The sequence below is a fragment of the Roseateles sp. GW823-FHT07B05 genome (assembly GCF_058794515.1).
Window position 1 is genome coordinate 73,612 of sequence record NZ_JBXAGX010000010.1, and the last position, 24,484, is coordinate 98,095.

Consider the following 24,484-nt stretch of genomic DNA (forward strand, 5'->3'; position numbering starts at 1 on the left):
GACCGGCTTGGGGCGGCCCGGCGCTCGGCCCGCAAATCCGTCGGCGAGACCGTGAACGGATGCCGGCCGCACACTGTCCCGCGACTGGCGCCGCGACTACCATCTCCCGCATGAGCGCCCCTGAAGCCGCCCCTGAAGAATTCCGCGTCGCTGCGCCGGCCGAGATCGCCGGCTATCTGCAGCAGCTGCAGCGCGACAACGCCACCGTGCTGCTGAGCGGCCCGCCGGGCCAGAGCCTGGCCGGCCACATCGCCACGCTGGACACCGCCGCCGGCGTGCTGGGACTGGAGCTGGGCGCCGACCCCGATGGCATCAGCCAGGCGCTGGTGGCCAGCGGCGAGATCACGGCCGTGGCCTACCTGGGTGCCGTCAAGCTGCAGTTTGAGCTGGACGACGCCGTCCTCGTCAGCGGCGAACAGGGCGCCGTGCTGCGCAGCAGCCTGCCCGAGCGGCTGTATCGCTTCCAGCGCCGCCAGTCCTTCCGCGTGCAGCCGGCCGGCAGCATCTACCCGCGTGTCGTGCTGCCCGGCGGCGCTCAGCCCGGCCGCGCGCTGCGCGTGCTGGACATCAGCATCGGCGGCCTCGCGCTGGCCCTGCCGGCCGACGCACCCGCACTGCCCGCAGGGCAACCGACCGCCGGCCCGGTGCTGGAGCTGGACCGCATCACCGCGCTGCGCGTGACGCTGCTGCCCCACCACGCCAGCGCCATCGCAGGCGACGTGCACGGCACCCGGCAGCTGGGCTGCTCCTTCGTCGACCTGGACGCCGCCGCCAGCCGCTCGCTGCAGGTCTACGTGGACCAGACGCAGAAGCGACGCCGGCTGCTCAAGCTGGACCTATGACGCTGCGGCGCCGGCGGGGCTTCACGCTGATCGAGGCCGTCTTCGTCATGGCCGTGCTGGCCATCATCCTGTCGGCCGCGGTGCCCAGCTATGCGAGCTACGTCGCACGCCAGCGCCTGCGCCATGTCGCCGAGCTGCTGGAGATGGACCTGCGCCGCGCCCGCGCGCTGAGCGTGGACGAGCGACGTGACATCCACGTGAGCTTCCACAGCGGCCCGCAATGGTGCTGGGGCTCCAGCCGGGCGACGGCCTGCGACTGTGCCACCGCCACGCCGCGCTGCGAGCTGGGCAGCGTGTCGTCGCGCGATCACAAGGGCACGCTGCTGCAGTCCGGCCAGGGAGTCGCCTTCCAGGCGGGCATCGGCACGGCGCTGGACTGGACGCGCATCGGCATCTCCAACGACCGCAACCAGCAGCTCTACATCGACCTGAACCCGCTGGGCCGCCCCTCCATCTGCGGCACCGACGCCCGCAAGGGAAACTGCTGAAGGTGGCGTCTTAGGGCCGAGCGCCGGGCCGCCCCAAGCCGGCCCCGCGGGCGATGTGCTTGCGGCTCGATGCCGCAAGCATCGCCGTCCCCTCGGGGGCTTCGGCAGGCACATTGAGCCCAGTGGGCTCAATGTGCCTGCCGAAGCGCAGCTGCCGCTGGCCGCTGCGCGGTCCCGATCAGGGTCACCCGCGTACAGCGCGGCGAGCCTGGTCGAGGGGCGCCCGCTCACACCTGCATGTTCATGATCTCGGAATACGCCGAGACCAGCCGGTTGCGCACCTGCAGCGTCGCCTGGAAGCCGATCTGCGCCTTCTGCATGGCGACCATGGTCTCTTCGAGGCTGACGGTGGGGTTGTCCAGCTGCACCTCGCGCTGCAGTCGCGTCGCCTCGCTTTGCTGGGCGCTGACGTTCTTCAGCGCCTGCGTCATCGCGTCGCCGAAACTGGCACCGGCCGTGGCGGCCGGCTTGGGCGCGAGCGGTGTGCCGTTGACCGCCAGCCCCGCCCGGGCGGCGGCCTGGGCGAAGTCGAAGGGGCGCAGCTTCATGTCCATGGGGCAGCACTGTGGCAGCAAGCCGCCTGCGCGAAGCACCGAGATACGCGGGTGGGGTCGGCTACTTCGGCGCTTTCTTGAGGGGGCCCGGCCCAAATAATTTGCGCCATCGCCGGATCCCCCGGCCCCGCCGTACCCGCCCACCCGATGGACAACGCCCTGAGCGCCAACGCTGCCACCGCACCGGCCCTGATCACGCCGGTCGAGCCGCCCAACTTCGCACAGCGACTGAACGGCCTGCCCCTGCGCAGCAAGCTCACGATGGGCGCCGGCCTGCTGGCGCTCGCCGGCGCGGTGCTGGCCATCACGCTGTGGTCCAGCCAGGGAGACTTCCGACCGCTGTTCACGGGCCTGTCGGACAAGGACGGCGGCGCCGTCATCGGCCAGCTGTCGGCGCTGAACGTGCCCTACAAGCACGAGGCCGGCGGCACCATCCTCGTGCCCGCGGGCCAGGTGTACGAACTGCGCATGAAGCTCGCCGCACAGGGGCTGCCCAAGGGCGGCGGCGCCGGCAACGCGGTGGGCTTCGAGCTGATGGACAAGTCCTCCATCGGCCAGACCCAGTTCGCCGAGCGGCTGAACTTCCAGCGCGGGCTGGAGGGCGAGCTGGCGCACTCGATCAAGACGACCAACGACGTCGCCGACGCGCGCGTTCACCTGGCCATCCCGCAGCAGAACGGCTTCTTCCGCGAGCAGCAGAAGCCCAGCGCCTCGGTCGTGCTGACGCTGCGCGGCGGCCGCACGCTGGACCGCAGCCAGGTGGCTGGCATCGTGCACCTCGTCTCCAACGCCGTGCCCGAGCTGAACCCCAAGGCCGTCAGCGTGCTGGACCAGACCGGCGCGCTGATTTCCCAGACCGGCTCCGATGCGGCGACCGGGCTGGACACGCAGCAGCTGCTCTACAAGCAGCAGGTCGAGGCCGGCTACAACAAGCGCATCTTCGAACTGCTGGAGCCGGTGGTGGGCCGCGAGAACCTGCGCGCCAGCGTGACGGCTGATGTGGACTTCTCGCAGACCGAGGCCACCGCCGAGGAATACCGCCCCAACCAGGGCCCCAACGCGCAGGCCTCGGTGCGCTCCAGCCAGAACAGCGAGAGCACCAACGCCAACGCCGCACCGCCCACCGGCGTGCCTGGCGCGGCCACCAACCAGCCGCCCGTGCCGGCCACGGCACCCGTCAACGGCGCTAGCGCGCCGCTGCAGGCCGCCCAGGGCGGCGCCGGCCAGAACAGCAGCCGCAAGGAACAGGTCACCAACTACGAGGTCGACAAGACAGTGCGCGTCACGCGCGGCGCGGTCGGCAACGTGAAGCGGCTGAACGCGGCCATCGTCGTCAACCATCGCTCGGTGACCGACGCCAAGGGCAAGACGACGCAGCAGCCGGTGCCCGCCGAGGAGATCACGCGGCTGACCGACCTCGTCAAGGAAGCCATGGGCTTCAACGCCGACCGGGGCGACTCGGTCAAGATCGTCAGCGCGCCCTTCGTCGTCGACAAGACCGAGCCCGTCGACGTGCCGATCTGGAAGCAGCCCTGGCTGCTGGACATCGCCCGCAGCGCCATCGTGCCGCTGGCGTTCGTGGCCATCGCGCTGATCGCCGTGTTCGGCATGATCCGCCCCGCCATCAAGGCCGCCGCACCGCTGCCGCCGGAGGAAAAGCCCGAGACCGTCGACGAGGTCGTGGACGACACCGAGCTGCTGCCGGGCGCCGACGGCATGCCCAGGCTGGAGGCGCCGCTGCACAACGACAAGCTCGACCGCGCCCGGGCGCTGGCGCGCGACAATCCGGTGGCGGTCGCGAACATCATGCGCGACTGGATGGAAGGACAGACAGCATGAGCCCCTCGTCCAGTCTTGCCACGCTGAACGCGGGCAAGCCTGGCCGGTCCCCCGAGGGGACGGCGATGCATTCGGCATTGAGCCGAATGCACATCGCCCGCGGGCCGGCTTGGGGCGGCCCGGCGCTCGGCCCGAAGGGGCACTACGCTTCGGGCGGTTAAGGTGGCGAGATGGACGACAAAGGCTTAGAGAACGCTGCAATCCTGTTGATGTCGCTGGGCGAGGAAGAGGCCAGCGAGGTCTTCAAGCATCTGTCGCCCAAGGAAGTGCAGGCGCTGGGCGAGACCATTGCCAAGCTCAAGGTCATCAAGCGCGCCCAGGTCGAGCAGGTGCTGGAGAAGTTCGACGCGGTGGCCGAGACGCAGAGCACGCTGGTGACCGACACCGACGAGTACGTGCGCGCCGTGCTGCGCAAGGCGCTGGGCGAGGACAAGGCCAACCTGCTGCTGGACCGCATCCTGCAGGGCAGCGACGTGTCGTCCATCGAGAGCCTGAAGTGGATGGACGCCACCAGCGTCGGCGAGCTGCTGCGCAACGAGCATCCGCAGATCATTGCGGCCATCCTGGCCCACCTGGACTTCGACCAGACCAGCTCGGTGCTGAAGACCTTCACCGAACGCGGCCGCAACGAGGTGCTGATCCGCATCGCCACGCTGGACGGCATCCAGCCCACCGCGCTGAAGGACCTCAACGAGGTCATGAGCCAGATCCTGGCCGGCGGCGAGCGCATGAAGAAGAGCTCGCTGGGCGGCGCCAAGACGGCGGCCGAGATCATCAACATGATGGGCTCCAGCGTGGAGGCCTCGGTGCTGGACTACATCCGCGAGGCCGACGCCGACCTGGCGCAGAAGATCATGGACAACATGTTCACGTTCGACGACGTGAACAAGATCGACGACAAGGGCATCCAGGCCGTGCTCAAGGAAGTTCAGAGCGAGAGCCTCATCGTCGCGCTCAAGGGCGCCAGCGCCGACCTGCGCGAGAAGATCTTTCGCAACATGTCCAGCCGCGCCGCCGAGACGCTGCGCGAAGACCTCGAGACCCGCGGCCCGGTGCGGCTGTCGGAGGTGGAGGCGGAGCAGAAGGAAATGCTCAAGATCGTGCGCCGCCTGGTGGACGAGGGCCAGATCGTGCTGGCCGGCGGCGGCGACGACCAGTTCGTTTAAGGTCGCGCCATGGTCACGCGACAACCACCCCGGCAAGTTCCCCCGCCCGACCGCCGCGAAGGCGAGCGGCGCGGCAGCTACGCGCGCTTCATTCCCGGCGAGGAAGTCCAGGGTGCCAAGGCCTGGAGCCTGGACAGTCTGGGCGACTCGGCGCCCTCACCGTTCGCGCCGATGCGCCCCGGGGTCGCGGCCCCGCCGCCGCCGGCCGCTGCGCCGGTGCAGCCCCCTCCTCCGCCCGAGCCCAGCGTGCATGAACAGCTGCACGCCGCCCGCCAGAGCGGCTACCAGGACGGCTACCGCGACGGCATGGCCGCGCTGGACGCCTTCAAGCACAGCTTCGCGCAGCAGATCAGCGCGCAGGTCGGCGTGGTCGTGAAGAACTTCGATGACGAGCTGCAGGCGCTGGAGGGCGAGATGGCCCAGTCCGTCGCCCGCATCGCCGTGGAACTGGCCCGCCAGGTCGTGCGCAGTGAGCTCACGCAGCGGCCGGAACTGATCGCCCGCGTCGCACACGATGCCGTCGAGGCGCTGCAGCTCTCCGCGCGCCATGTGCGCGTGCGCGTGCATCCCGATGACTTCCCGCTGGTGCAGGACGGCGCCGGCCAGGAGCTGCAGGCCCGCGAGGCCCAGCTCATCCCCGACGTCGACGTGGCGCGCGGCGGCGTCAAGGTGGACGCCGACATCGCCAGCGTCGACGCCACCATCGCGGCGCGCTGGCAGCAGGCCGTGTCGGCCATCGGCCAGCAGTCCATCTGGGAAGACCGCCGGGCGGAGGACGAATGACGTCCGCGCGTACCGAGCGCTGGCAGCGCTACCTGGCCGACCTCGAAACGCTGGCCGGCAACGCCGCGCCGCTGGAGTCGCAGGGCAAGCTGGTGCGCGTGGCCGGCCTGGTGCTGGAAGCCACCGGCATCAAGGTGCCGCTGGGGTCGGTATGCCGCATCCAGATGCCAAGCTCCGGCAACTCGCCGCGCCGCGGCCTCGCGCCGGTGAACGCCGAGGTGGTCGGCTTCTCGGGTGACCGCGCCTACCTGATGCCCACCGACGAGGTGCAGGGCCTGTCCAGCGGCGCCACCGTCGTGCCGCGCCACCTGCCGCCGCTGGCGCCTCAGCTGGGCCAGCCTCTGCACCCCTGGCGCCGCGGCGAGGACCGCGGCCTGCACCTGCCCATGGGCGACGGCCTGCTGGGCCGCGTGGTGGACCCGCACGGCCACCCGCTGGACCGCGGCGGCGAGCTCAGCGCCATCCACAACGAGCCCATGGTGCGCCGTCCCATCAACGCGATGGACCGCGACCCCGTGCGCACGCCGCTGGACACCGGTGTGCGCGCCATCAACGCGCTGCTCACCGTCGGGCGCGGCCAGCGCCTGGGGCTGTTCGCCGGCACCGGCGTCGGCAAATCGGTGCTGCTGGGCATGATGGCCCGCTACACGCAGGCCGACGTCATCGTCGTGGGCCTCATCGGCGAGCGCGGCCGCGAGGTGAAGGAGTTCATCGAGGACATCCTGGGCGAGCACGGCCTGCGCCGCAGCGTCGTCGTCGCCGCGCCGGCCGATGCGCCGCCGCTGATGCGCATGCAGGGTGCGCACTACGCCACGGCCATCGCCGAATACTTCCGCGACCAGGGCCGCCACGTGCTGCTGCTGATGGACTCGCTGACCCGCTACGCGATGGCCCAGCGCGAGATCGCGCTGGCCATCGGCGAGCCGCCGGCCACCAAGGGCTACCCGCCCAGCTGCTTCGCCAAGCTGCCACAGCTGGTGGAGCGCAGCGGCAACGGCCTGCCCGGCGAGGGCTCCATCACCGCGTTCTACACGGTGCTGACCGAGGGCGACGACCCGCAGGACCCGATTGCCGACGCGGCGCGCGGCATCCTGGACGGCCACATCGTGCTCTCCCGCGAGCTGGCCGAGGCGGGTCACTACCCGGCCATCGACATCGAGCGTAGCGTTTCGCGGGTGATGACCAGTGTTGCACCCCAAAACCAGGTCGATTCCGCGCGTCGGTTTCGCCAGCTTCTGGCGAAATACAACAAGGCCCGCGACCTGATCCAGCTCGGTGCCTACGCCCCGGGCGCGGACCCCGAGCTGGACATGGCCGTGCGCCTGCATGCCGACATGACGCGGCTGCTGCAGCAGGACATGCACAGCCCGGCACTTCTTCACGCCAGCGTCAACCAGCTGCAGGCTGTGGTCCAGGGCGCCTAAACCTCCGGGTGGCGCCCGCCGATAACGACAGAGCGTCGGGCCGCCGTGCCGGGCGCAGCGCTGGAGCCCCCGATGAGTGCCACTGCCACCGATACCCTGAGCCTGCTGCTGGAACGCGCCGAAGGCGAGCGCGATGCCGCGGCCCGCGCGCTGCACACCGCCAGCACGCAGGCCGATGCCGCCCGCGCGCAGCACGGCGAACTGGCCGGCTACCGACAGGACTACCAGCAGCGCTGGACGCAGAGCTTCTCGCAGGGCACGACGATGAGCCTCGTCGGCTGCTACCAGAGCTTCGGCCAGCGGCTGAACCAGGCCGTCGACACCCAGGGCCACGTCGCCAACCACGCCGACCAGCGCGTGCAGCGCGCCCGCGAGGCTTTGCGCCAGGCCGAACTGCGTGTGGCCGCGCTGCGCCAGCTGATCGCCCGACGCCGGGCCGAGGCCGACAAGCAGGCCCAGCGCCGCGAACAGCGCGCCACCGACGAGTTCGCCGCCCGCGCCCACCTGCGCCGCACCGCCCACGCCTGACGCCATGCTTGCCCAGAACATCGCCCCCAAGCCCGCCGCGCTGCCGCCGACCGCCCCGGCCAGCGCCCAGCCGCCACAGTCCGCCGGCCCGAGCTTCGCGCAGTTCCTGACCAGCCAGGCCCCGCCACCCGCCCCGCCAGAAGCCGATACCGCGGCGGACGAGGCGCGCTCGGCGCAGGCCGCCGCCCGGCGCCGCCCGGCACAGCCCGCCAAGCCCGCTCAGCAGCGCCCAGCAGAGGCCGCTCCCAAAGCCGAGGCCAAGGCACCGGCCGACAAGACCGACGCCGAAACCGCCACCGACGCCGTGGCGGCCAGCGCCGACGAGGACGACGCCACCGACACGCCGGAGCTGAAGGAGTTCACGCAGTTGCTCGGCATGACGGCCGCACAGCCCGAGGCCCTCGCGAGGAACGATACGCACCGCAGCCGCAACGCGGCCGCCAGCGACGACGACGCGCCCACCGGCCGCACCGGCACGCGCGGCGTGGCCGCCGACGGTGGCCGCAGCCCGGTCGAAGCCGCCGCTGCCGCGCCGGCCCGGGCCGGCGACCTTCGCGCCGATGCCGGCAAGGCCGCACGCGCCGACACGGACGCGCTGCAGACGGCCGCCGCATCACAGCCTGCCAGCGAGCCCGCACCCGCCGCGCCGGCCCCGGCCTCGCCCAGCTTCGCCGCGGTGCTGGCGCAGGCGCTGCCTACGCCCAACGCGGCGGCCGGCGCCGCTCCCGCCACCACCTACGCCGGCGTGCAGGCCCCCGTGCAGAGCCACGCGTTCGCGCCGGAGCTGGGCGCCCGCGTCAGCCTGCTGGCCGTGGACGGCGTGCAGCAAGCGCAGCTGCAGCTCAACCCGGCCGACATGGGCCCGGTGACGGTGCAGATTACCGTCGACGGCAGCCAGGCCCAGGTGTCCTTCCACGCCGCGCAGGCCGAGACCCGCCAGGCGCTGGAGCAGAGCCTGCCCGACCTGGCCGCCGCGCTGCAGGGCCAGGGCCTCACACTCGCCGGCGGCGGCGTGTTCCAGCAGGCTTCGCGTGACGCAAATCACGAGGGCGAGCGGGACGACGACCGCGGCACGGCCCGCGGCTCACGCAGCGGCGACGACCGCGTCGGTGCCGCAGCCACCCCCGGCGCGCCGCCAGCACGCCGCAGCGTGGGCCTGCTCGACACCTTCGCCTGAGCCTGAAGTGGAAATAGCCACGGCAGGCGCCACCTAATTGAGGCTTGCCAGGCCGGGCCGACGTCAATAATCGGCCATAGAAACGTCCACCGCGTGCCGTGGGCGTGCTGTTCAAGGAGTTCTCATGGCGACTGCGCCGGCTGCCGAAGAGGCCGCGCCCAAGGGCGGCGGCAGCAAAAAGCTGATCATCATCCTGGCGGCCGTGCTCGTGCTGGTGCTGGGCGGCGGTGGCGCGGCCTTCATGCTGCTGAAGAAAAAGCCCGCCGAGGACGGCGAGGAGGGCGATGTCGCCGCCGAGGACCACGCCCCCAAGGCCAAGCCCAAGCCCAAGAGCGACCACCCGCCCACGTTCGTGCCGCTGGACCCGTTCACGGTCAACCTGGCCGACAAGGACGTGGACCGCTTCGCGCAGATCGGCATCACGCTGGAGGTCGAGGACCCCAAGTTCGCCGAGCAGATCAAGGCCTACATGCCGGCCATCCGCAGCAACGTGCTGATGGTGCTGGCGCACAAGACCGCCGTCGAACTGCTGACGCGCGAGGGCAAGGAAAAGCTGGCCAAGGACATCATGCGCGAGTCGGTGCGCCCCATGGGCATCGAGCTCGAGGACGAGGACGAGGAACCGCCGGCCGACGCGCCGAAAAAGAAGAAGAAGAAAAAGAAGGCGGCCGTCGAGAGCCCCATCACGCAGGTGCTCTTCTCCAACTTCATCGTGCAGTGACCGCGGATTCACCATGAATCAGCAGATCCTTTCCCAAGACGAAGTCGATGCACTGCTCCAGGGCATCACCGGCGAGAGCCAGAAGCTCGAGCAGGAGGAGGAGCAGGTCGGCGGCATACGCGAGTACAACCTCGCGAGCCAGGAACGCATCGTCCGTGGGCGCATGCCCACGATGGAGATCATCAATGAGCGGTTCGCGCGCAACATCCGCGTGGGCCTGTTCAACTTCATCCGCAAGAGCCCGGAAGTCGCCATCGGCGGCATCAAGGTGCAGAAGTACAGCGCCTTCCTGCGCGAGATCGTCGTCCCGACCAACTTCAACATCGTGTCGGTGAAGCCGCTGCGCGGCAGCGGGCTCATCGTCTGCGACCCGACCCTGGTGTTCGCCGTCATCGACAGCCTGTTCGGCGGCATCGGCAAGTTCCACGCCCGCATCGAAGGCCGCGACTTCTCGCCCACCGAGCAGCGCGTCATCACGCGCATCGTGGAAGTGATCCTGCAGGAGTACCACAAGGCCTGGAAAGGCATCTACCCGCTGGAGCTGGAATACCAGCGCTCGGAGATGCAGCCCCAGTTCGCCAACATCGCCACGCCCAGCGAGATCGTCGTGTCGACCTCGTTCACGCTGGAGATCGGCGAGACCAGCGGCACGATCTACTTCTGCATCCCGTACTCGACGCTGGAGCCCATCCGCGACGTGCTGTATTCCACGACGGTGGGCGACTCCTCCGAGCCCGACCGCCGCTGGATCAACCTGATGAAGACGCAGATCCAGGCCGCCGAGGTGGAGCTGGTGGCCGAGCTGGGCACGGCGCCGGCGACGGTGGAGCAGCTGCTCGCGTTCAAGCCCGGCGACTTCATCGAGCTGGACCTGGACCCGCTGATCCAGACCAAGGTGGATGGCGTGCCCGTCTTCCAGTGCCACTACGGCACGTCCAACGGGCGCTACGCCCTCAAGATCGACAAGATGCTGACCGGCTCTCAAGAGAGCTGGCTGGGAGCCAAACATGACACCTGATTCACCCAGCCAAGAAGAACAGGACGCAATGGCGGCTGAATGGGCGGCGGCGCTGGCCGAAGCCTCGTCCGCCGCGCCTGCGTCTACCGAGGTCGTGGCCGAAGTTCCCGAGCAGGTCTCCACGCCCAGCTTCGCCAACTTCACGCCCACCACGGCGGGCGGCCCGGCGGGCGACATCAACATGATCCTGGACATCCCCGTCCAGCTGACCGTGGAACTGGGCCGCACGCGCATCCCGATCAAGAACATCCTGCAGCTGGCCCAGGGCTCCGTCGTCGAGCTGGACGCGCTGGCTGGCGAGCCGATGGACGTGCTGGTCAACGGCTACCTGATCGCGCAGGGCGAGGTGGTGGTTGTGAACGACAAGTTCGGCATCCGGCTGACCGACATCGTCACGCCGTCCGAGCGCATGCGCCGGTTGTCCAAGGCCGCATAGACGGCCCACCCCGTACCGGCTTCGCCGGCCCCCTCAAGGGGGCAACGCCAGCTGACCGGCAAAGCCGGATCAGCGGCTGCCTTGATGTCGCCGCGCCTTCGGCGGCGGCGGTCGTCGGACTAGCGCAGGTTTGGCCGGCCATTTAGGCGGTTCGGGGGCTCAAGTCGCTCCGCAGAATGCCGAGGCATGAACGCTTCCGGCCTGCTCCCCTTCCTGTGGTTCCTCGGGATCATCGCGCTGATCCCCGTCGCGCTGTGGCTGCTCAAGCGCACGCCGATGGGCGGCGCGGCGGCGGCGGGCGTGCTGCGCGTCGTCGCGCAGCTGCCCACGTCGCCCAACCAGCGTCTGCTGGTCGTCGAGGTGGGCCAGGGCGAGGACCGCCGCTGGCTGGTGCTGGGCGCGACAGCCCAGAGCATCACGACGCTGCACACGCTGCCACCGCAGGCCGAGCCCCCGGCACCGGCCACGTTCGCCACGCTGCTCAAGAAGGAGCGCGGCAATGCGGCCTAAGCACCTGATCGGCCTGGCGCTGCTCGCCGCAGGCAGCGCCATCGCGCAGACGCAGAGCCCGCCAGCAACGCTGCCGCTGCTGGTCGGCCAGGGCGCCGGTGGCAGCAGCTACTCGGTGCCCATCCAGACGCTGCTGTTCTTCACCGCCTTGGGCTTCCTGCCCGCGGTGCTGCTGATGATGACGGCGTTCACGCGCATCGCCATCGTGCTGAGCCTGACCCGCCAGGCGCTGGGCACGCAGGCCTCGCCGCCCAACCAGGTCATCGTGGGCCTGTCGCTGTTCCTGACCTTCTTCGTCATGAGCCCGACGCTGGACAAGGTCTACGCCGAGGCCTGGCAGCCCTACAGCGCCGGCACCATCCAGTTCGACGAAGCCCTCAAGCGGGCCGAGGTGCCCATGCGCGGCTTCATGCTCAAGCAGACGCGCCAGGCGGACGTCGCGCTGTTCGCGCGGCTGGCCAAGCTGGACAACGGCATCAAGCCCGAGGACGTGCCCTTCAAGGTGCTGGTGCCGGCCTTCGTGACCAGCGAGCTGAAGAGCGCCTTCCAGATCGCGTTCCTGATCTTCATCCCGTTCCTGGTCATCGACATGATCGTGGCCAGCGTGCTGATGAGCCTGGGCATGATGATGCTGTCGCCCGTGCTCGTGTCGCTGCCCTTCAAGCTGATGCTGTTCGTGCTGGCGGACGGCTGGAACCTGCTGCTGGGCTCACTCGCCGCCAGCTTCGTCACCTGAAGCAACTGAATCTGCGGGACAGACCGCCCGAGCGAAGCGAGCAGCTCTGTCCCCAACTGACTGAGATTTATGGACGCACAACAAGTCTTCACCTTCGGCCAGCAGGGCCTGTACATGCTGATGCTGGTGTCCGCACCCATCCTCATCGTCGTGCTGCTGGTGGGCGTGGTCATCAGCGTGATCCAGGCCGCGACGCAGATCAACGAGGCGACGCTGTCCTTCGTGCCCAAGGTCATCGCCGCCGTGCTGACGCTGGCTGCCGCCGGGCCGTGGATGGTCACGCAGCTGGTGGATTACATCCAGCGCACGCTGATGACGATCCCGAACGTCGTCGGCTGAGCGCGCCCTTCCTCCGATGTTCAGCGTCACCGAAGCCCAGCTGCTGGCGTGGCTGAACCCGCTGCTGTGGCCCTTCATCCGCACGCTGGCGCTGTTCGCCGGCATGCCCACGTTCAGCCAGCGCAACGTGCCGCTGCGGCTGCGCATCGGCCTGTCGCTGTTCATCGCCGTGGCGGCCCAGCCGTCGCTGCCCGACATCCCGCCCACACCGCTGGACTCGCTGCCGATGCTGACGCTGCTGATCGCGCAGCAACTGCTGATCGGCCTGGCCATGGGCTTCGCAGTGCGCATCGTGTTCGCGGCGCTTGAGTTCGCCGGTGAAATCATCGGCCTGCAGATGGGCCTGAACTTCGCCGGTTTCTTCGACCCCGGCACCGGCGCCCAGGGCACCGCCAGCGCGCGCTTCTTCGGCAGCATGGTGGCGTTCCTGTTCATCGCCATCAACGGCCACCTGCTGCTCATCAACGCGCTGGTGCAGAGCTTCCACGCCTTCCCGGTCGGCGCCGAGCCGTTCGCCTTCCTGCGAATGGCCCAGCCGCACAAATGGGGCGGCGAGATCTTCAATATCGGCCTGTGGATCGCGCTGCCGCTCATCACGATGCTGATGTTCGTCAACCTCGTGCTGGGCGTGATCTCTCGCGTGGCACCGCAGATCGGCGTGTTCTCGGTGGGCTTCCCGCTGACCGTCAGCGTCGGGCTGATCGGCATGGTGGCCACGCTGCCGCTGATGCAGACGCCGTTCACGGTGGCGCTGGAGCGGCTGCTGGCGGCGTTCACCTGAGGCGCCGCTTCAAGGTCTCCGGTAGACGTTCACGGACTGCCCCGGAGAGGCTGCCATGAGGCGCACACCCCAGTCCTGCGGTGCCATGGCGACGGGCAGAACGCGATGGACAGTCTCGCCCAGCGACGCCCAGTTGGGCGAGTCCTCGGAGACCTCCAGCCAGCGCTCACCCGGTCCCTGGAACGACAGGCAGAGGCAGTCGCCGATGTACGCATCCCGCCGGTAGGCTTCAACGCGCTGGACGTCATCCCAGACAAGGCGGTCGTCGCCACTGCCGATGTCATCGGCATCGACAACAACCGCCGCCAGTGCGGGGCGCTGGCCTTGCAGACGCGCCAGCAAGCGCTTGAAGTAGCGAGTCATCATGCCCACCGGGACATTGTCATCGGGTCATGAATCTTGCTGCGCATGCCACGTCGGTCAGCACCCACAGGGCTTCGGCGTCAGGATGCACGCCCGGTCGGCGCATCATGCTGCCACCGCGCCGCCGCCCGGCAGGCTTACGTCGCGCGGCGGCGCAGCGCCGCCAGCGCCGCCAGCGCCAGCAGTCCCGCCGCCAGCATCGCGTAGCTGCTCGGCTCCGGCACCGCACTGACCGTCAGGCCCGACAGCGTGCCGTTGTAGGTGCCGATCAGCGTTGCCGCACCGGTGCCCAGGTTGACGCGGTAGATGCCCGTGGCCAGCGACGTGCCGGCGTCCACGTTCAGGGCTGCATAGGCCTCGCCGTTGCCCAGCACCTCGAAGCCGTTGGCCTTCAGCGCGTCCACGCCCAGAGCGCCGACGGTGGTGATGGTGGGCGTGTTGAACGCCGAGGGCGCCATCGCCAGCGTGTCGGTGGCCGCGTCGATGTAGTACAGCGCCGTGCTCGCCGGCGCCGCGGTGGGCATCAGCGTCGAGTTCGTGTAGGCCACGCCCGTGAAGCCAGCAGCGATCTTGTTCGCCGCATTGCCAACCGCGCCCGTCGCGGCGTTGATCGCGAAGTTGTCGCCGGCCGAACTGACCAGCCGCAGCGACGCGCCGGTGCCGAAGTCCGCCACCGGATTGAAGTCGATGCCGTAGCCCAGGTTGGCCTGCACCACCGGGGCGCTCAGGGCGGCCACCCAGGTTGCGGCGCCTGTCGTCTCGTTGATGGTGTAGATCTGGTTCAGCGTGCTGACGCCGTAGACCTTGCCGTCCTTGGGCCGCGTGTCGATCCCCACGAGGCGATCCCCCGCCATCAGGCCGGAGATGTCGGTGTTGGTGGCGCCGGCGATGTTGGCCGTGTCGATGCGGCTGATCTGGCCCTGGCTGTTCAGGCCGACCAGCGTGACCGCCTGGGCCGAGGCCGCCATCAGCAGCGCTGCCGTGGCGAGCGCCGTGCGAGAAAAGAACGTCATGGGAAGTGCTCCTGGTGAAGGTGAGGTACGGGAACGTCTTCACCTACGACCAGGTACCGGCGCCAGATGCGCGCCGACCGCCCTTCTCCCTAACTTGAGCTCAGGCCTCCCGCAACGCCGTCGTCACCGGCAGGCTGGCGGCTCGCACGGCCGGGAACAGCCCGCCGACGAAGCCGATGGCCAGCGCCCACTTGATGCCTTCCCACAGCAGCTGCGGCGACACGGCGAGGTTGAAGCTCAGCTTGCCGACCGCCCCGGCCGACATCGTCGACGCCTCGAAGCCGTTGAACAGCAGCCACGCGACGAAGCCGCCGATCGCGCCGCCCAGCAACGCCAGCAGCGTCGTCTCCAGCATCACCGCCACCACCACCGGCAGACCGCGGAAGCCGATGGCGCGCAGCGTCGCGATCTCGCGGGCCCGGCTGGCGACGGCGGCAAACATCGTGTTGAGCGCACCGAACACCGCGCCCACGGCCATGATGGCGCCCACCGTGATGCCGATGATGCGCAGGATTTGCGTCATGCGCTCGGCCTGCTTGGAGAAGAATTCCAGCGTCGTCGTTGCCTTGACCTTGAGCTGCGGGTTGCCCTCCAGCGCCTCGCTGAAGGCCTTGATGGCCGCCGGATTCTCCAGCTTCACCGTCGCCGAGTTGCGGCCGCCGCCACGCCGGTAGGCGTCGTTGACAACGTTCGCATCGCCCCACAGCTCCGACTCCATCGCGTCGCCCGACGCGAAGACGCCCACCACGGTCCACGGCTGGTTGCCCAGCTTCAGCGTCGCGCCGACGGTGAGGCCGTCGAACTGCCGCACCGCCCCCTTGCCGACGATGAGCTCGCGCAGGCCGGCCTGGAAGCTGCGGCCTTCGACGATCTTCACCTGGGGCCGCACCGCAAAGGCTGCGTCGCTGACGCCGCGCACCTGGGCACTGCCCGTGTCGCCGGTCTTGCTGCCCTTGACGGGCAGGTTGGCGGCGGCCACGGTCTCGGCCGAAAGGATGGGCTCGCCCTTGGCGTTGCGGGCGACGCCGGGCGCCTGCTCGATCTGCACGATGTCCTCGCGGCTCAGCGACGACGACACCTCGTTGGCCGACGCGCCGCGCATGACGATGGCGGTGTCCAGGCTGCCCGAGTTGCGCTGCGTGCGCGCATAGCCTTCGGCCATCGCCAGCAGCGACACCAGCACGCCCACGACTCCGGCGATGCCCACGACGATGACGGCCGATGAGCCCAGCCGCTGCGTCAGCGTGCTGAGGCCCACAGACGCCACCGAGCGCGCCTGCGCACCGGTGCGGAACAGGAACATCCACGCCGCCAGCAGCACCGCCAGCGCAAGCGCGCCCCACCAGGGCAACGCCACCCAGCCGGCCAGCAGCACGGCCATCAACAGCACAAGGCCGAGGTTCTTCAGGAGCTTCATGGTCAGGCCCTCCCGGCCAGTGCATCGGTGATGTTCACGCGCATCGCCCTCAAGGCCGGGAATGCGCCCACCAGCAGGCCGAACAGCAGCGCCAGGCCCACGCCCACCAGCCAGCTGGTCAGGCCGGCGGCCGGCAGGTTCAGCGCGCCGCCGCTGCCCGCGCTGACGGCGGGACCGATGACGCTGGCCAGCAGCAGGCCCACGCCGCCGCCGATCAGCAGCAGCAGCACCGACTCGGCCAGCACCATGGCCAGCACGCTGCCGCCGGAGAAGCCCAGCGTTTTCAGCACGGCAATCTCGCCGGTGCGCTCGCGCACCGCCTGCATCATCGTGTTGCCCGCCAGCAGCAGCAGCGTGAAGAACACGGCGCCCATGATGGAGGTGACGATGAGGTTGATGTCGGCCAGCTGCCGCATCCACGCAGACATCGCAGCCTGCTCGGTCTGCGTGCGGGTCTCGTGGTCGGAGTTCGCCGAGATCTCGTCGATGGCCTTGAGCACGCGGTCGGCCTGGTTGACGTCCTTCACGCGCGTCACGTACCAGCCCACCTGGCCCTGGTTCCACGGCGTCGTGTCGTCGAAGTACTTCCAGTTCAGCAGCAGCATCTGGTCGTAGAACGCGCCGCTCTTCTTGTCCGGCACCTTGATGAGGCCGGCGATCTTGAACGGCCAGTTCTGGCTGCCGTTGCGGTCCGGAAAGATGGTGGATTGCATCGGGATCTGGTCGCCCACCTTCCAGCCGAACTTCTTGGCCAGCCCCTCGCCGACGAGCACGCCGTCCTTGGTTTCGGCGAACGCCTTGCGGTGCTCGGCCGAAACGTCCATCTCGGGGTAGACGTCCAGGTAGTTGGGCGACACGGCGAAGCTGAACACCTGGTTCTCGGGCTTCTGGTACGCGCCGCCGAACCAGTTGGCGAAGGCCACGTCCTTGACGCCGTCGATCTGCCCGATGCGCGCGCCCAGCGACATTGGCAGCAGCTGGATGAAGCTGAGCCTGGCACCGGTCTGCAACCGTTGCGCCCCGTTTGCACTTTTCCCGGCCTGGTCGAAGCCCACGCGCACCGCGTCCAGCAGCCCGAACAGCAGGAAGGCCGTGATGATGGACACCAGCGTCAGGAAGGTGCGCCCCTTGCGCCTGAACAGCGCAGCCCAGATGAGGTGGAGGTATTTCATGGCGTCACCTCGCTGGCTCAGGCCATGGCCTCGGCTTCGCTCACCAGCGTGCCCTTGTCCAGATGCAGCGTATGGCTGGCGCGCGCTGCCGCGCGCGGGTCATGCGTGACCATGACGATGGTCTTGCCATGCTCGCGGTTGAGCGCCTGCAGCAGCGTCAACACGTCCTCAGCGGACTGGCGGTCCAGGTCGCCGGTGGGTTCGTCGCAGACAAGCAGAGTGGGGTCGGACACGATGGCCCGCGCGATGGACACGCGCTGCTGCTGACCGCCCGACAGCTCGGTGGGCTTGTGCGACGCGCGGTCCGCCAGGCCCACCAGCTGCAGCGCGATGGCCGCACGCTTGCGACGCTCGGCGGCCGACAGCTTGGTCAGCAGCAGCGGCAGCTCCACGTTCTTCTGCGCCGACAACGTGGGCATCAGGTTGTAGAACTGGAACACGAAGCCCACACGCGACGCCCGCCACCGGGCCAGCGCAGCACCCGAGAGCTTGTCGATGCGCTCGCCACCCACGCTGATGGCGCCACCGCTGGGCGCGTCCAGCCCGCCCATCAGGTTCAGCAGCGTCGTCTTGCCCGAACCCGACGGGCCCATCAGCGCGAGGAAATCACCCTGCGCCACGTCGAGGTTGATGCCGTGCAGCACCTCCACGGTCTGCTTGCCGCGGGCGTAGGCCTTGGACAGGTCACGGACTTCGATCAAAGCGCTCATGCTCATTCCTTGTTGGAGACGGTTGAACCACTCTTGAGTTCGGCGGGCGGCGACACGACAACCGTCTCCCCGGCCTTCACACCCTCGGTGACGAGGTGGAACTTGCCCACGTTGGCACCCTGCTTGAACGTGCGCTGCTGCGCGCGGCCGTCAGCCACGACGAACACCACCGGCATGCCGTCCCGTTCGGTGACCGCGTCCGGCGGCACCAGCACGCCCGGCACCGGCTTCGCATCCACCGGCGCCTTGGCCGCCAGGAAGCTCACGCGCACGCCCATGTCGGGCACCACGCGCTCGTCCTTCTGCTCCAGTGCCACGCGCACCTTGACCGTGGCCTTGCCGCGGTCGGCGCTCGGGATGACGGCGACGACATGGGCCGGGATCCTCCAGTCCGGGTAGGCGTCCAGCACCGCCTCGCAGGGCATGTCGGCCTTGACCTGGGCGATGTAGGCCTCGTTGACGTCCACGCTGACCTCCAGCGAGTCCATGTCGACGATGGTGCCCACGCCGGTGCGCGTGAAGCCACCACCGGCGGACAGCGGCGAGATGATCTCGCCCACCTGCGCCGCGCGCGCCGTGACGATGCCGTCGAATGGCGCACGCACCGTGGCGTAGTCATAGTTCACGCGCGAGGCCCGCGCCTGCGCCTGTGCTGCCTCGACCTGGCGCTGCGCCGCCTCCAGCTGCGCCGCCACCGTCTTCACGGCCGTCGCTGCCTGCTCGCGCGACTGCCGCGTCGTCATGCCGGCGGCGTTCAGCTCGGCCTGGCGGCGCTCATCGGCCTGGGCCTGCGCGAGCTGGGCGCGGAGCTGCCCCAGGTTGGCCTCGGCGGTGCGCACCTGCGCCTCGGCCGCGGCCAGCCCGGCCTTCAGGCCGGTGTCGTCCAGCCGCGCCAGCACCTGGCCCTTCTTGACCTTGAAGCCCTCGTCGATGAGCACCTCGGTCAGCGTGCCGGTGATCTGCGCCGACACGGTGGCCATGCGGCGCGCCGTCACGTAGCCGGTGGCCTGCAGCACCGCGTTGGGCGAGACGCCCTGGCCGTTGGCCTTCACGGCGACGGTCTGCACCGGCACGGCCCTGTTGGCGTTGAGATACCACCAGGCGCCGCCGCCCGCTGCTACCAGCAGCACGGCAGCGCCGGCCAGCCCCCACACCCACTTCGGCGTGCCACCGCCGTGATCCTCACGCTGCGCACCGTCGATGCGCAGCTCCTTCAGCATTCCGGTATCGATGACGCACTCCTGGAAGAAGGTTCACCGGGCCGGCCAACGCCGCACCCGCTCGAAAACGGGCAAATTCTGCACAGAGAGCGCTACCAGCGCCCAGGCTTTCGACCAACGGTCGCCCGGAGTGGCGAATCGACAGCCAGCCGGGATGAGTGGCGGCTGGCCAGGGCGAACGGCTGCTAGCTAGCTGGCCACCAGGCCGTTGCGGATCGCGTAGACCGTCAGTTCGGAGTTGTTCGTCAGACCCAGCTTCTCCAGCACGCGGGCGCGGTAGACACTGACGGTCTTGGGGCTGAGCATCAGCTCCTCGGCGATGTCCGACAGGCGCTTGCCCGACGCGATCATCACCAGCGTCTGCAGCTCGCGGTCCGACAGCTTCTGGTGCGCCAGCTCGGTGACCGGCGCCGTCAGGCTCTCCACCAGCATCTGCGCGATCTCGGGCGTCACGTACTTGCGGCCCTGCGCCACCGTGCGCACGGCCTGCACCAGCGTCGCCGGGTCGCCGCCCTTGTTCACGTAGCCATAGGCGCCCGCCTTCAGCGCGCGGATGGCGTACTGGTCCTCCGGGTACATCGACACGATCAGCGCGCGCAGCGGCGAGCCCTCATCCTTGAGCACGTGCAGCACGTCCAGGCCCGAGCGGCCGGGCATGTTGATGTCCAGCACCAGCACATCGCAGGGGTTGTCCTGGCCCAGCTTGTGCAGCAGGCCGCGCAGCTCCGTGTAGTCGCCGGCCTCGCCCACCACCTCGATGTCGTCAGCATCGGCCAGCGTGTCGCGGATGCCGCGGCGGATCAGACCGTGGTCGTCACAAAGGATGACGCGAATCACAGTCGCCCCCAGATGGATTGGCCGACATCGTCGCGGCCGAAGTCGGTGGTGTCGTCCAGCGCGTCGATGGCGTCGGCGTCCAGCGGCACGGTCAGGATGAGGCTGGTGCCCTGCCCCGGCGTGCTGGACAGGTCCACCCAGCCGCCCACCGTCGCCGCCCGCTCGTGCAGGCCGCGGATGCCGAAGGAGCGCTCCTTGGCCAGGTCTTGCGCCGCCACGCCGCGGCCGTTGTCGCGGATCTCCAGCGTCAGCACGCCGGAGTCCAGGCTCAGCTCCAGGTCCACCCGCGTCGCGCCGGCGTGCTTGGACACGTTGGTCAGCGCCTCCTGCGCTGTGCGGTAGGCCACCAGCGGCACGCCGGGCGGCAGGGCCAGGCGCGCCTCGCCGATACGCAGCCCGGCCTCGATGCCCGTCCGGCGCTCGAAGCGCGCCGTCATCCACTGCAGCGCGGCCACCAGGCCCTGCTCCAGGATGGCCGGCCGCAGGTTGTGCATGATGCGCTGGCTGGCGTCGATGGCCGAACTGACCGTCTCCAGCGCTGCCGCCACGCGGGCACGCACCTCGGGCTCCTGCGCATGGCGGTCTATCCAGGCAAGGTCGAACTTGATGGCCGTCAGCGAGCCGCCCACATCGTCATGGATCTCGCGCGCGATGGCTGCGCGCTCCAGCTCCACGCTGGTCTGAAGGTGGCCAGCCAACTGGTGCAGGCGCTGCTTGGAGCGCACCAGCTCGTCCTCCGACGCGCGCCGCGCACGCTCGCTGTCGGCCGCGTCGATGGCGTGCAGCAGCGCCGGCACCAGCCGGGCCAGGTTGTTCTTGAGCAGGTAGTCGGACGCACCGTTGCGCATCGCTGCCACCGCGGCGTCCTCGCCGATCTCACCGGACACCAGCAGGAACGGCATCAGCAGTTGGCGGTCCTTGACGGCCTCCAGCACCTGCAGGCCCGTGAAGCCGGGCAGGTTGTAGTCGGAAATGATGGCGTCCCAGGGGCGGTCCAGCGCCGCCAGCACGGCCGGCAGCACATCCAGCCGCTCCATCTCCAGGCTCAGACCGGCGCGCGCGAGCTGCGCGAGGATGAGATGGTGGTCGAGGTCGGAGTCCTCGACATGCAGCACGCGCAGGACTCTGCCGGCCTGTTCGACACCTGGAATCGTCATGGGCCCGCAGTATGCCCCGCCCGGCAACGGCGCCACGGCACCACGCTCAACGCCTGCCAGACCGGTAATACCGCTCGTTCTCACAACATCTCAAGGTCGACAGCTGCCGAAAATGCGGTGAACATGCAATGATTGATTTGCCCTGATCGAACTCACAGGGCCATGGGACAAGAAGCAGCATCCCCTCGCGGAGACACGATGCAGACAGACACCTTCAACGCAGCCGAAATCGACGAAGCCGTGGCCGCCATGCCACTGCTGGCGGCTGCGGAACTGCAGGATCACCTGATGACGGTGACCAATGACCTTGAGCGCCTGCAGCGCCTGCTCGACGACGCTGGCGAGGCCTTGTCCACGCACTTCTACAGCGCGTCCAACCAGACCATGTCGCTGCTCAGCGGCAGCGATGGCGGCCCCGCGTCGGAGGGCCTCAAGCAGATCATGCAGGACATCGCCGGCGCCATCACCGCGCTGCAGTTCCAGGACATGGCCACGCAGCTGATCGCCCACACCAGCCAGCGGCTGCGCAACTGCGCCGACCAGCTGGCCCGCGACACCTTCGGCATGGACGACGAGGACGGCGCGGCCGTCGTCGAGATCGCGCCGCTGCGGCCCAACCCGGTCACGCAGGACGAGATGGACGCCGGCTCCATCGAACTTTTCTGAACCCCCCGGTCAAATTCAGCCCCAGGCAACCACGCTCTCTCGGAGAAAACTCAAATGCACTCAATCCTTGCTGTCGACGATTCGGCCTCGATGCGCCAGATGGTGGCCTTCACGCTCAAGAACGCCGGCTTCAACGTGGTGGAAGCAGTGGACGGGCAGGACGCCTGGGAAAAGTCCGGCCAGCGCGATTTCGACCTCGTGCTGACCGACCAGAACATGCCCCGCATGGACGGCATCAGCCTGACCAAGAAGCTGCGCGAGAACCCCAAGTTCAAGACCACGCCCATCCTGATCCTGACCACCGAGTCCAGCGACGCGATGAAGCAGGCCGGCCGCGCCGCCGGCGCCACGGGCTGGCTCGTCAAGCCTTTCGACCCGGCCAAGCTGATCGAGGTGATCGGCAAGGTCATCCGCTGATTCCGGTTCCAGGGGAGCACCAGCCATGGGTGACATGACCACCGAAGGCGCCAGCATCAGTGCTGGCATCGACCTCAGCCAGTTCTATCAGGTCTTCTTCGAAGAAGCCGGCGAGAACCTCGACAACATGGAGCAGTTGCTGCTCAACGTGAATGTCGAGGCGGCCGACGACGAAGAGCTGAACGCGATCTTCCGCTGCGCGCACTCCATCAAGGGTGGCGCGGCGACCTTCGGCTTTTCCGACGTCGCCGAACTGACCCACCAGATGGAGACGCTGCTGGACAAGCTGCGCCGCCACGAACTGCAGCCCAACGCCGCGATGGTGGACGTGCTGCTGCAATCCGGCGACGCGCTGCGCGCGCAGCTGGGCCGCCACCAGGGCTCGGGCGCCGATCCGTTCGACACGACCGACCTGCTGGTCAGCATCAAGAGCTTCGTCGAGGGCGGCGCTGCCCCCGCGGCCGCGGCGCCGGCACCCGCTCCCAAGGCGGCGCCTGCGCCCGCCCCGGCTGCCGCGCCCGCTGCCACGGCCGCCAAGCCCGGCACGCGCCTGCTGGAGCTGCAGGTCGGCCCGTTGACCGACCTGACGCTGGCCGAGAACCTCGTCGAGCTGTTCAAGGAAATCACCGACCTCGGCACCATCGAGCCGCTGGACGCCGGCCAGAGCTCCGACGGCATGCGCCGCTTCAAGGTGCTGACCAGCTCCACCGACAACGACCTGCTGGATCTCTTCACCTTCCACGTCGCGCGCGAGCAGGTCAAGCTGATGCCGCTGACCACGGGCTTCGGTTTCTACGACGGCGCGCCCGGCGCACCGCCGGCCGAGGCACCGTCCGCCGATCCCGGCTACGGCTTCTTCGACGACGCCCCCGGCGTGCCCGCCGGTGCGGCCCCCGAGGCGGCGCCTGCGCCCGCCGAGGCAGCGCCCGCGCCTGCGGCCATCGTGCCCGCCCGCCCCGCCACGCCGGCCAAGACCGAGTCCAAGCCCGCCGCCGGCGGCATGGACCAGACGACGCTGCGCGTGTCCATCGAGAAGGTCGACCAGCTCATCAACCTCGTTGGCGAGCTCGTCATCACGCAGGCCATGCTGGCCCAGAACAGTCGCGAGCTCGACCCGGCGCTGTACCAGCAGCTGACGTCAGGTCTTGCCGACCTGGAGCGCAACACGCGCGACCTGCAAGAGTCGGTCATGTCGATCCGGATGATTCCGATGTCGACCGTGTTCAACCGCTTCCCGCGCATGCTGCGCGACCTGGCCGCCAAGCTGGGCAAGAAGGTCGAGCTGGTCACGCAGGGTGAAGCCACCGAGCTGGACAAGAGCCTGGTCGAGAAGATCACCGACCCGCTGACCCACCTGGTGCGCAACAGCTGCGACCACGGCATCGAGATGCCCGCGGACCGCGTCGCCAGGGGCAAGTCCGAGCAGGGCACGATCACGCTGGTCGCGTCCCACCAGGGCGGCAGCATCGTCATCGAGGTGCGCGACGACGGCCGCGGCCTGAACCGCGAGAAGCTCATCAAGAAGGCCCGCGAGAAGGGCATCGACGCGCCGGACACGATGACCGACGCCGAGTGCTGGAACCTCATCTTCGCGCCCGGCTTCTCCACCGCCGAGCAGGTCACCGACGTGTCCGGCCGCGGTGTCGGCATGGACGTGGTCAAGAAGAACATCACGTCGCTGGGCGGCACGGTCGAGATCGACTCCGCCGAGGGCTACGGCATGAAGGTGTCCGTGCGCCTGCCGCTGACGCTGGCCATCATGGACGGCATGAGCGTGGGCGTGGGCGACGAGTGCTACATCCTGCCGCTGAGCAGCGTCGTCGAATCCTTCCAGGTGCAGTCCGACACCATCAAGACCGTCGCCGGCTCCGGCCGCGTCGTCGAGGTGCGTGACGAGTACATGCCGGTCATCGAGCTGGAGAAGGTGTTCGACGTGCCGCGCTTCGACTTCGAGCATGTCAGCTCCATCATGGTCGTCGTGGAAGCCGAAGGCGGCCGCGTCGCACTGCTGGTGGACGAGCTCCTCGGCCAGCAGCAGGTCGTCGTGAAGAACCTGGAAGCCAACTACCGCAAGGTCAACGACGTGTCCGGCGCCACCATCATGGGCGACGGCCGCGTGGCCCTGATCCTGGACGTCGGCAGCCTCGTGCGCCGGTCTCGCCACTAACAA

27 protein-coding genes are annotated in these 24,484 nt (G+C 69.2%); 18 read left to right on the forward strand and 9 right to left on the reverse strand.

Going from position 1 to position 24,484, the window contains the following annotated elements; all coding sequences use genetic code 11:
* The first annotated feature begins 110 nt into the window (after positions 1-110).
* Both AC1Q7O_RS20050 and AC1Q7O_RS20055 read left to right on the forward strand, forming a co-directional pair.
* On the forward strand, positions 111-842 hold the full coding sequence (locus tag AC1Q7O_RS20050; protein WP_492657658.1) for a flagellar brake protein: 732 nt from the start codon (positions 111-113) through the stop codon (positions 840-842).
* Positions 839-1,330: a pilus assembly FimT family protein gene (locus AC1Q7O_RS20055; RefSeq protein WP_492657659.1), complete on the forward strand. Its 492-nt coding sequence runs from the start codon at positions 839-841 to the stop codon at positions 1,328-1,330. Before AC1Q7O_RS20050 ends, AC1Q7O_RS20055 begins: the two co-directional genes overlap by 4 nt.
* A 227-nt stretch (positions 1,331-1,557) precedes the next feature.
* Here the strand turns inward: AC1Q7O_RS20055 and fliE are convergent, their stop codons facing one another.
* A complete protein-coding gene (fliE, locus tag AC1Q7O_RS20060; protein WP_492657660.1) occupies positions 1,558-1,884 on the reverse strand; it encodes a flagellar hook-basal body complex protein FliE in 327 nt (108 codons plus the stop codon).
* A gap of 147 nt (positions 1,885-2,031) precedes the next feature.
* On the opposite strand from fliE, the gene fliF reads away from it, so the two are divergent.
* From fliF to fliR, 13 genes are all read left to right on the forward strand, one after another.
* Positions 2,032-3,723, forward strand: a complete 1,692-nt coding sequence (gene fliF, locus AC1Q7O_RS20065) for a flagellar basal-body MS-ring/collar protein FliF (protein ID WP_492657661.1) — start codon at positions 2,032-2,034, stop codon at positions 3,721-3,723.
* Positions 3,724-3,893: 170 nt separating this feature from the next.
* Positions 3,894-4,889 carry a flagellar motor switch protein FliG gene (gene fliG / locus AC1Q7O_RS20070; RefSeq protein ID WP_492657662.1) on the forward strand — a complete coding sequence of 332 codons (996 nt, stop codon included), beginning with the start codon at positions 3,894-3,896 and terminating at the stop codon, positions 4,887-4,889.
* A gap of 9 nt (positions 4,890-4,898) precedes the next feature.
* On the forward strand, positions 4,899-5,672 hold the full coding sequence (locus tag AC1Q7O_RS20075; RefSeq protein WP_492657663.1) for a FliH/SctL family protein: 774 nt from the start codon (positions 4,899-4,901) through the stop codon (positions 5,670-5,672).
* On the forward strand, positions 5,669-7,096 hold the full coding sequence (fliI, locus tag AC1Q7O_RS20080; protein ID WP_492657664.1) for a flagellar protein export ATPase FliI: 1,428 nt from the start codon (positions 5,669-5,671) through the stop codon (positions 7,094-7,096). Before AC1Q7O_RS20075 ends, fliI begins: the two co-directional genes overlap by 4 nt.
* Positions 7,097-7,168: 72 nt before the next feature.
* On the forward strand, positions 7,169-7,624 hold the full coding sequence (gene fliJ / locus AC1Q7O_RS20085) for a flagellar export protein FliJ (RefSeq protein ID WP_492657665.1): 456 nt from the start codon (positions 7,169-7,171) through the stop codon (positions 7,622-7,624).
* Between the two features lie 4 nt (positions 7,625-7,628).
* Positions 7,629-8,801: a flagellar hook-length control protein FliK gene (locus AC1Q7O_RS20090; RefSeq protein ID WP_492657666.1), complete on the forward strand. Its 1,173-nt coding sequence runs from the start codon at positions 7,629-7,631 to the stop codon at positions 8,799-8,801.
* A gap of 124 nt (positions 8,802-8,925) precedes the next feature.
* Positions 8,926-9,522, forward strand: coding sequence for a flagellar basal body-associated FliL family protein (locus AC1Q7O_RS20095; protein WP_492657667.1), 597 nt, complete (start codon positions 8,926-8,928; stop codon positions 9,520-9,522).
* Between the two features lie 13 nt (positions 9,523-9,535).
* Positions 9,536-10,540, forward strand: coding sequence for a flagellar motor switch protein FliM (gene fliM, locus AC1Q7O_RS20100; RefSeq protein WP_492657668.1), 1,005 nt, complete (start codon positions 9,536-9,538; stop codon positions 10,538-10,540).
* A gap of 28 nt (positions 10,541-10,568) precedes the next feature.
* On the forward strand, positions 10,569-10,976 hold the full coding sequence (gene fliN / locus AC1Q7O_RS20105) for a flagellar motor switch protein FliN (RefSeq protein ID WP_492657669.1): 408 nt from the start codon (positions 10,569-10,571) through the stop codon (positions 10,974-10,976).
* Between the two features lie 186 nt (positions 10,977-11,162).
* On the forward strand, positions 11,163-11,486 hold the full coding sequence (locus tag AC1Q7O_RS20110; protein ID WP_492657670.1) for a FliO/MopB family protein: 324 nt from the start codon (positions 11,163-11,165) through the stop codon (positions 11,484-11,486).
* Complete coding sequence (gene fliP, locus AC1Q7O_RS20115) at positions 11,476-12,222, forward strand: flagellar type III secretion system pore protein FliP (protein WP_492657671.1); 747 nt, start codon at positions 11,476-11,478, stop codon at positions 12,220-12,222. Before AC1Q7O_RS20110 ends, fliP begins: the two co-directional genes overlap by 11 nt.
* 69 nt (positions 12,223-12,291) lie before the next feature.
* On the forward strand, positions 12,292-12,561 hold the full coding sequence (gene fliQ / locus AC1Q7O_RS20120; RefSeq protein ID WP_492657672.1) for a flagellar biosynthesis protein FliQ: 270 nt from the start codon (positions 12,292-12,294) through the stop codon (positions 12,559-12,561).
* 16 nt (positions 12,562-12,577) lie between these two features.
* Complete coding sequence (fliR, locus tag AC1Q7O_RS20125; protein WP_492657673.1) at positions 12,578-13,342, forward strand: flagellar biosynthetic protein FliR; 765 nt, start codon at positions 12,578-12,580, stop codon at positions 13,340-13,342.
* A 9-nt stretch (positions 13,343-13,351) separates the two neighbouring features.
* Here fliR and AC1Q7O_RS20130 read toward each other — a convergent pair whose 3' ends face one another.
* The 8 genes from AC1Q7O_RS20130 to AC1Q7O_RS20165 all read right to left on the reverse strand — a co-directional run bounded on the left by AC1Q7O_RS20130 (position 13,352) and on the right by AC1Q7O_RS20165 (position 21,231).
* On the reverse strand, positions 13,352-13,714 hold the full coding sequence (locus tag AC1Q7O_RS20130) for a hypothetical protein (RefSeq protein WP_492662735.1): 363 nt from the start codon (positions 13,712-13,714) through the stop codon (positions 13,352-13,354).
* A 128-nt stretch (positions 13,715-13,842) separates the two neighbouring features.
* Positions 13,843-14,718: a DUF4394 domain-containing protein gene (locus tag AC1Q7O_RS20135; RefSeq protein ID WP_492657675.1), complete on the reverse strand. Its 876-nt coding sequence runs from the start codon at positions 14,716-14,718 to the stop codon at positions 13,843-13,845.
* Between the two features lie 100 nt (positions 14,719-14,818).
* Positions 14,819-16,135, reverse strand: a complete 1,317-nt coding sequence (locus tag AC1Q7O_RS20140) for an ABC transporter permease (protein ID WP_492657676.1) — start codon at positions 16,133-16,135, stop codon at positions 14,819-14,821.
* A gap of 2 nt (positions 16,136-16,137) precedes the next feature.
* Positions 16,138-17,307, reverse strand: a complete 1,170-nt coding sequence (locus AC1Q7O_RS20145) for an ABC transporter permease (RefSeq protein ID WP_492657677.1) — start codon at positions 17,305-17,307, stop codon at positions 16,138-16,140.
* A gap of 17 nt (positions 17,308-17,324) precedes the next feature.
* The gene (locus tag AC1Q7O_RS20150; RefSeq protein WP_492657678.1) at positions 17,325-18,023 is read right to left on the reverse strand and encodes an ABC transporter ATP-binding protein; all 699 of its coding nucleotides are present in this window, start codon (positions 18,021-18,023) and stop codon (positions 17,325-17,327) included.
* Complete coding sequence (locus AC1Q7O_RS20155) at positions 18,020-19,237, reverse strand: efflux RND transporter periplasmic adaptor subunit (protein ID WP_492657679.1); 1,218 nt, start codon at positions 19,235-19,237, stop codon at positions 18,020-18,022. Before AC1Q7O_RS20155 ends, AC1Q7O_RS20150 begins: the two co-directional genes overlap by 4 nt.
* A gap of 189 nt (positions 19,238-19,426) precedes the next feature.
* The gene (locus AC1Q7O_RS20160; protein WP_492657680.1) at positions 19,427-20,074 is read right to left on the reverse strand and encodes a response regulator; all 648 of its coding nucleotides are present in this window, start codon (positions 20,072-20,074) and stop codon (positions 19,427-19,429) included.
* Entirely contained in the window at positions 20,071-21,231 is a 1,161-nt protein-coding gene (locus AC1Q7O_RS20165; protein WP_492657681.1) for a hybrid sensor histidine kinase/response regulator, read from the reverse strand. The genes AC1Q7O_RS20160 and AC1Q7O_RS20165 overlap by 4 nt, the downstream gene beginning before the upstream one ends.
* Positions 21,232-21,429: 198 nt before the next feature.
* Between AC1Q7O_RS20165 and AC1Q7O_RS20170 the strand changes: the two genes are divergently transcribed.
* The 3 genes from AC1Q7O_RS20170 to AC1Q7O_RS20180 are packed head-to-tail and all read left to right on the forward strand — an operon-like array spanning position 21,430 to position 24,481.
* A complete protein-coding gene (locus AC1Q7O_RS20170) occupies positions 21,430-21,897 on the forward strand; it encodes a hypothetical protein (protein ID WP_492657682.1) in 468 nt (155 codons plus the stop codon).
* A 54-nt stretch (positions 21,898-21,951) separates the two neighbouring features.
* Positions 21,952-22,314, forward strand: a complete 363-nt coding sequence (locus tag AC1Q7O_RS20175; RefSeq protein WP_056199337.1) for a response regulator — start codon at positions 21,952-21,954, stop codon at positions 22,312-22,314.
* Positions 22,315-22,339: 25 nt separating this feature from the next.
* Positions 22,340-24,481 (forward strand): chemotaxis protein CheA, encoded by a 2,142-nt coding sequence (locus AC1Q7O_RS20180; RefSeq protein WP_492657683.1) that lies wholly within the window; start codon positions 22,340-22,342, stop codon positions 24,479-24,481.
* The last annotated feature ends 3 nt before the right edge of the window (positions 24,482-24,484 follow it).

Bases quoted from the DNA above. Each gene is read 5' to 3' on its own strand.
- AC1Q7O_RS20050 (WP_492657658.1), top strand. From the start codon at position 111: ATGAGCGCCCCTGAAGCCGCCCCTGAAGAATTCCGCGTCGCTGCGCCG.
- AC1Q7O_RS20055 (WP_492657659.1), top strand. From the start codon at position 839: ATGACGCTGCGGCGCCGGCGGGGCTTCACGCTGATCGAGGCCGTCTTC.
- fliE (WP_492657660.1), bottom strand. From the start codon at position 1,884: ATGGACATGAAGCTGCGCCCCTTCGACTTCGCCCAGGCCGCCGCCCGG.
- fliF (WP_492657661.1), top strand. From the start codon at position 2,032: ATGGACAACGCCCTGAGCGCCAACGCTGCCACCGCACCGGCCCTGATC.
- fliG (WP_492657662.1), top strand. From the start codon at position 3,894: ATGGACGACAAAGGCTTAGAGAACGCTGCAATCCTGTTGATGTCGCTG.
- AC1Q7O_RS20075 (WP_492657663.1), top strand. From the start codon at position 4,899: ATGGTCACGCGACAACCACCCCGGCAAGTTCCCCCGCCCGACCGCCGC.
- fliI (WP_492657664.1), top strand. From the start codon at position 5,669: ATGACGTCCGCGCGTACCGAGCGCTGGCAGCGCTACCTGGCCGACCTC.
- fliJ (WP_492657665.1), top strand. From the start codon at position 7,169: ATGAGTGCCACTGCCACCGATACCCTGAGCCTGCTGCTGGAACGCGCC.
- AC1Q7O_RS20090 (WP_492657666.1), top strand. From the start codon at position 7,629: ATGCTTGCCCAGAACATCGCCCCCAAGCCCGCCGCGCTGCCGCCGACC.
- AC1Q7O_RS20095 (WP_492657667.1), top strand. From the start codon at position 8,926: ATGGCGACTGCGCCGGCTGCCGAAGAGGCCGCGCCCAAGGGCGGCGGC.
- fliM (WP_492657668.1), top strand. From the start codon at position 9,536: ATGAATCAGCAGATCCTTTCCCAAGACGAAGTCGATGCACTGCTCCAG.
- fliN (WP_492657669.1), top strand. From the start codon at position 10,569: ATGGCGGCTGAATGGGCGGCGGCGCTGGCCGAAGCCTCGTCCGCCGCG.
- AC1Q7O_RS20110 (WP_492657670.1), top strand. From the start codon at position 11,163: ATGAACGCTTCCGGCCTGCTCCCCTTCCTGTGGTTCCTCGGGATCATC.
- fliP (WP_492657671.1), top strand. From the start codon at position 11,476: ATGCGGCCTAAGCACCTGATCGGCCTGGCGCTGCTCGCCGCAGGCAGC.
- fliQ (WP_492657672.1), top strand. From the start codon at position 12,292: ATGGACGCACAACAAGTCTTCACCTTCGGCCAGCAGGGCCTGTACATG.
- fliR (WP_492657673.1), top strand. From the start codon at position 12,578: ATGTTCAGCGTCACCGAAGCCCAGCTGCTGGCGTGGCTGAACCCGCTG.
- AC1Q7O_RS20135 (WP_492657675.1), bottom strand. From the start codon at position 14,718: ATGACGTTCTTTTCTCGCACGGCGCTCGCCACGGCAGCGCTGCTGATG.
- AC1Q7O_RS20140 (WP_492657676.1), bottom strand. From the start codon at position 16,135: ATGAAGCTCCTGAAGAACCTCGGCCTTGTGCTGTTGATGGCCGTGCTG.
- AC1Q7O_RS20145 (WP_492657677.1), bottom strand. From the start codon at position 17,307: ATGAAATACCTCCACCTCATCTGGGCTGCGCTGTTCAGGCGCAAGGGG.
- AC1Q7O_RS20150 (WP_492657678.1), bottom strand. From the start codon at position 18,023: ATGAGCATGAGCGCTTTGATCGAAGTCCGTGACCTGTCCAAGGCCTAC.
- AC1Q7O_RS20155 (WP_492657679.1), bottom strand. From the start codon at position 19,237: ATGCTGAAGGAGCTGCGCATCGACGGTGCGCAGCGTGAGGATCACGGC.
- AC1Q7O_RS20165 (WP_492657681.1), bottom strand. From the start codon at position 21,231: ATGACGATTCCAGGTGTCGAACAGGCCGGCAGAGTCCTGCGCGTGCTG.
- AC1Q7O_RS20170 (WP_492657682.1), top strand. From the start codon at position 21,430: ATGCAGACAGACACCTTCAACGCAGCCGAAATCGACGAAGCCGTGGCC.
- AC1Q7O_RS20175 (WP_056199337.1), top strand. From the start codon at position 21,952: ATGCACTCAATCCTTGCTGTCGACGATTCGGCCTCGATGCGCCAGATG.
- AC1Q7O_RS20180 (WP_492657683.1), top strand. From the start codon at position 22,340: ATGGGTGACATGACCACCGAAGGCGCCAGCATCAGTGCTGGCATCGAC.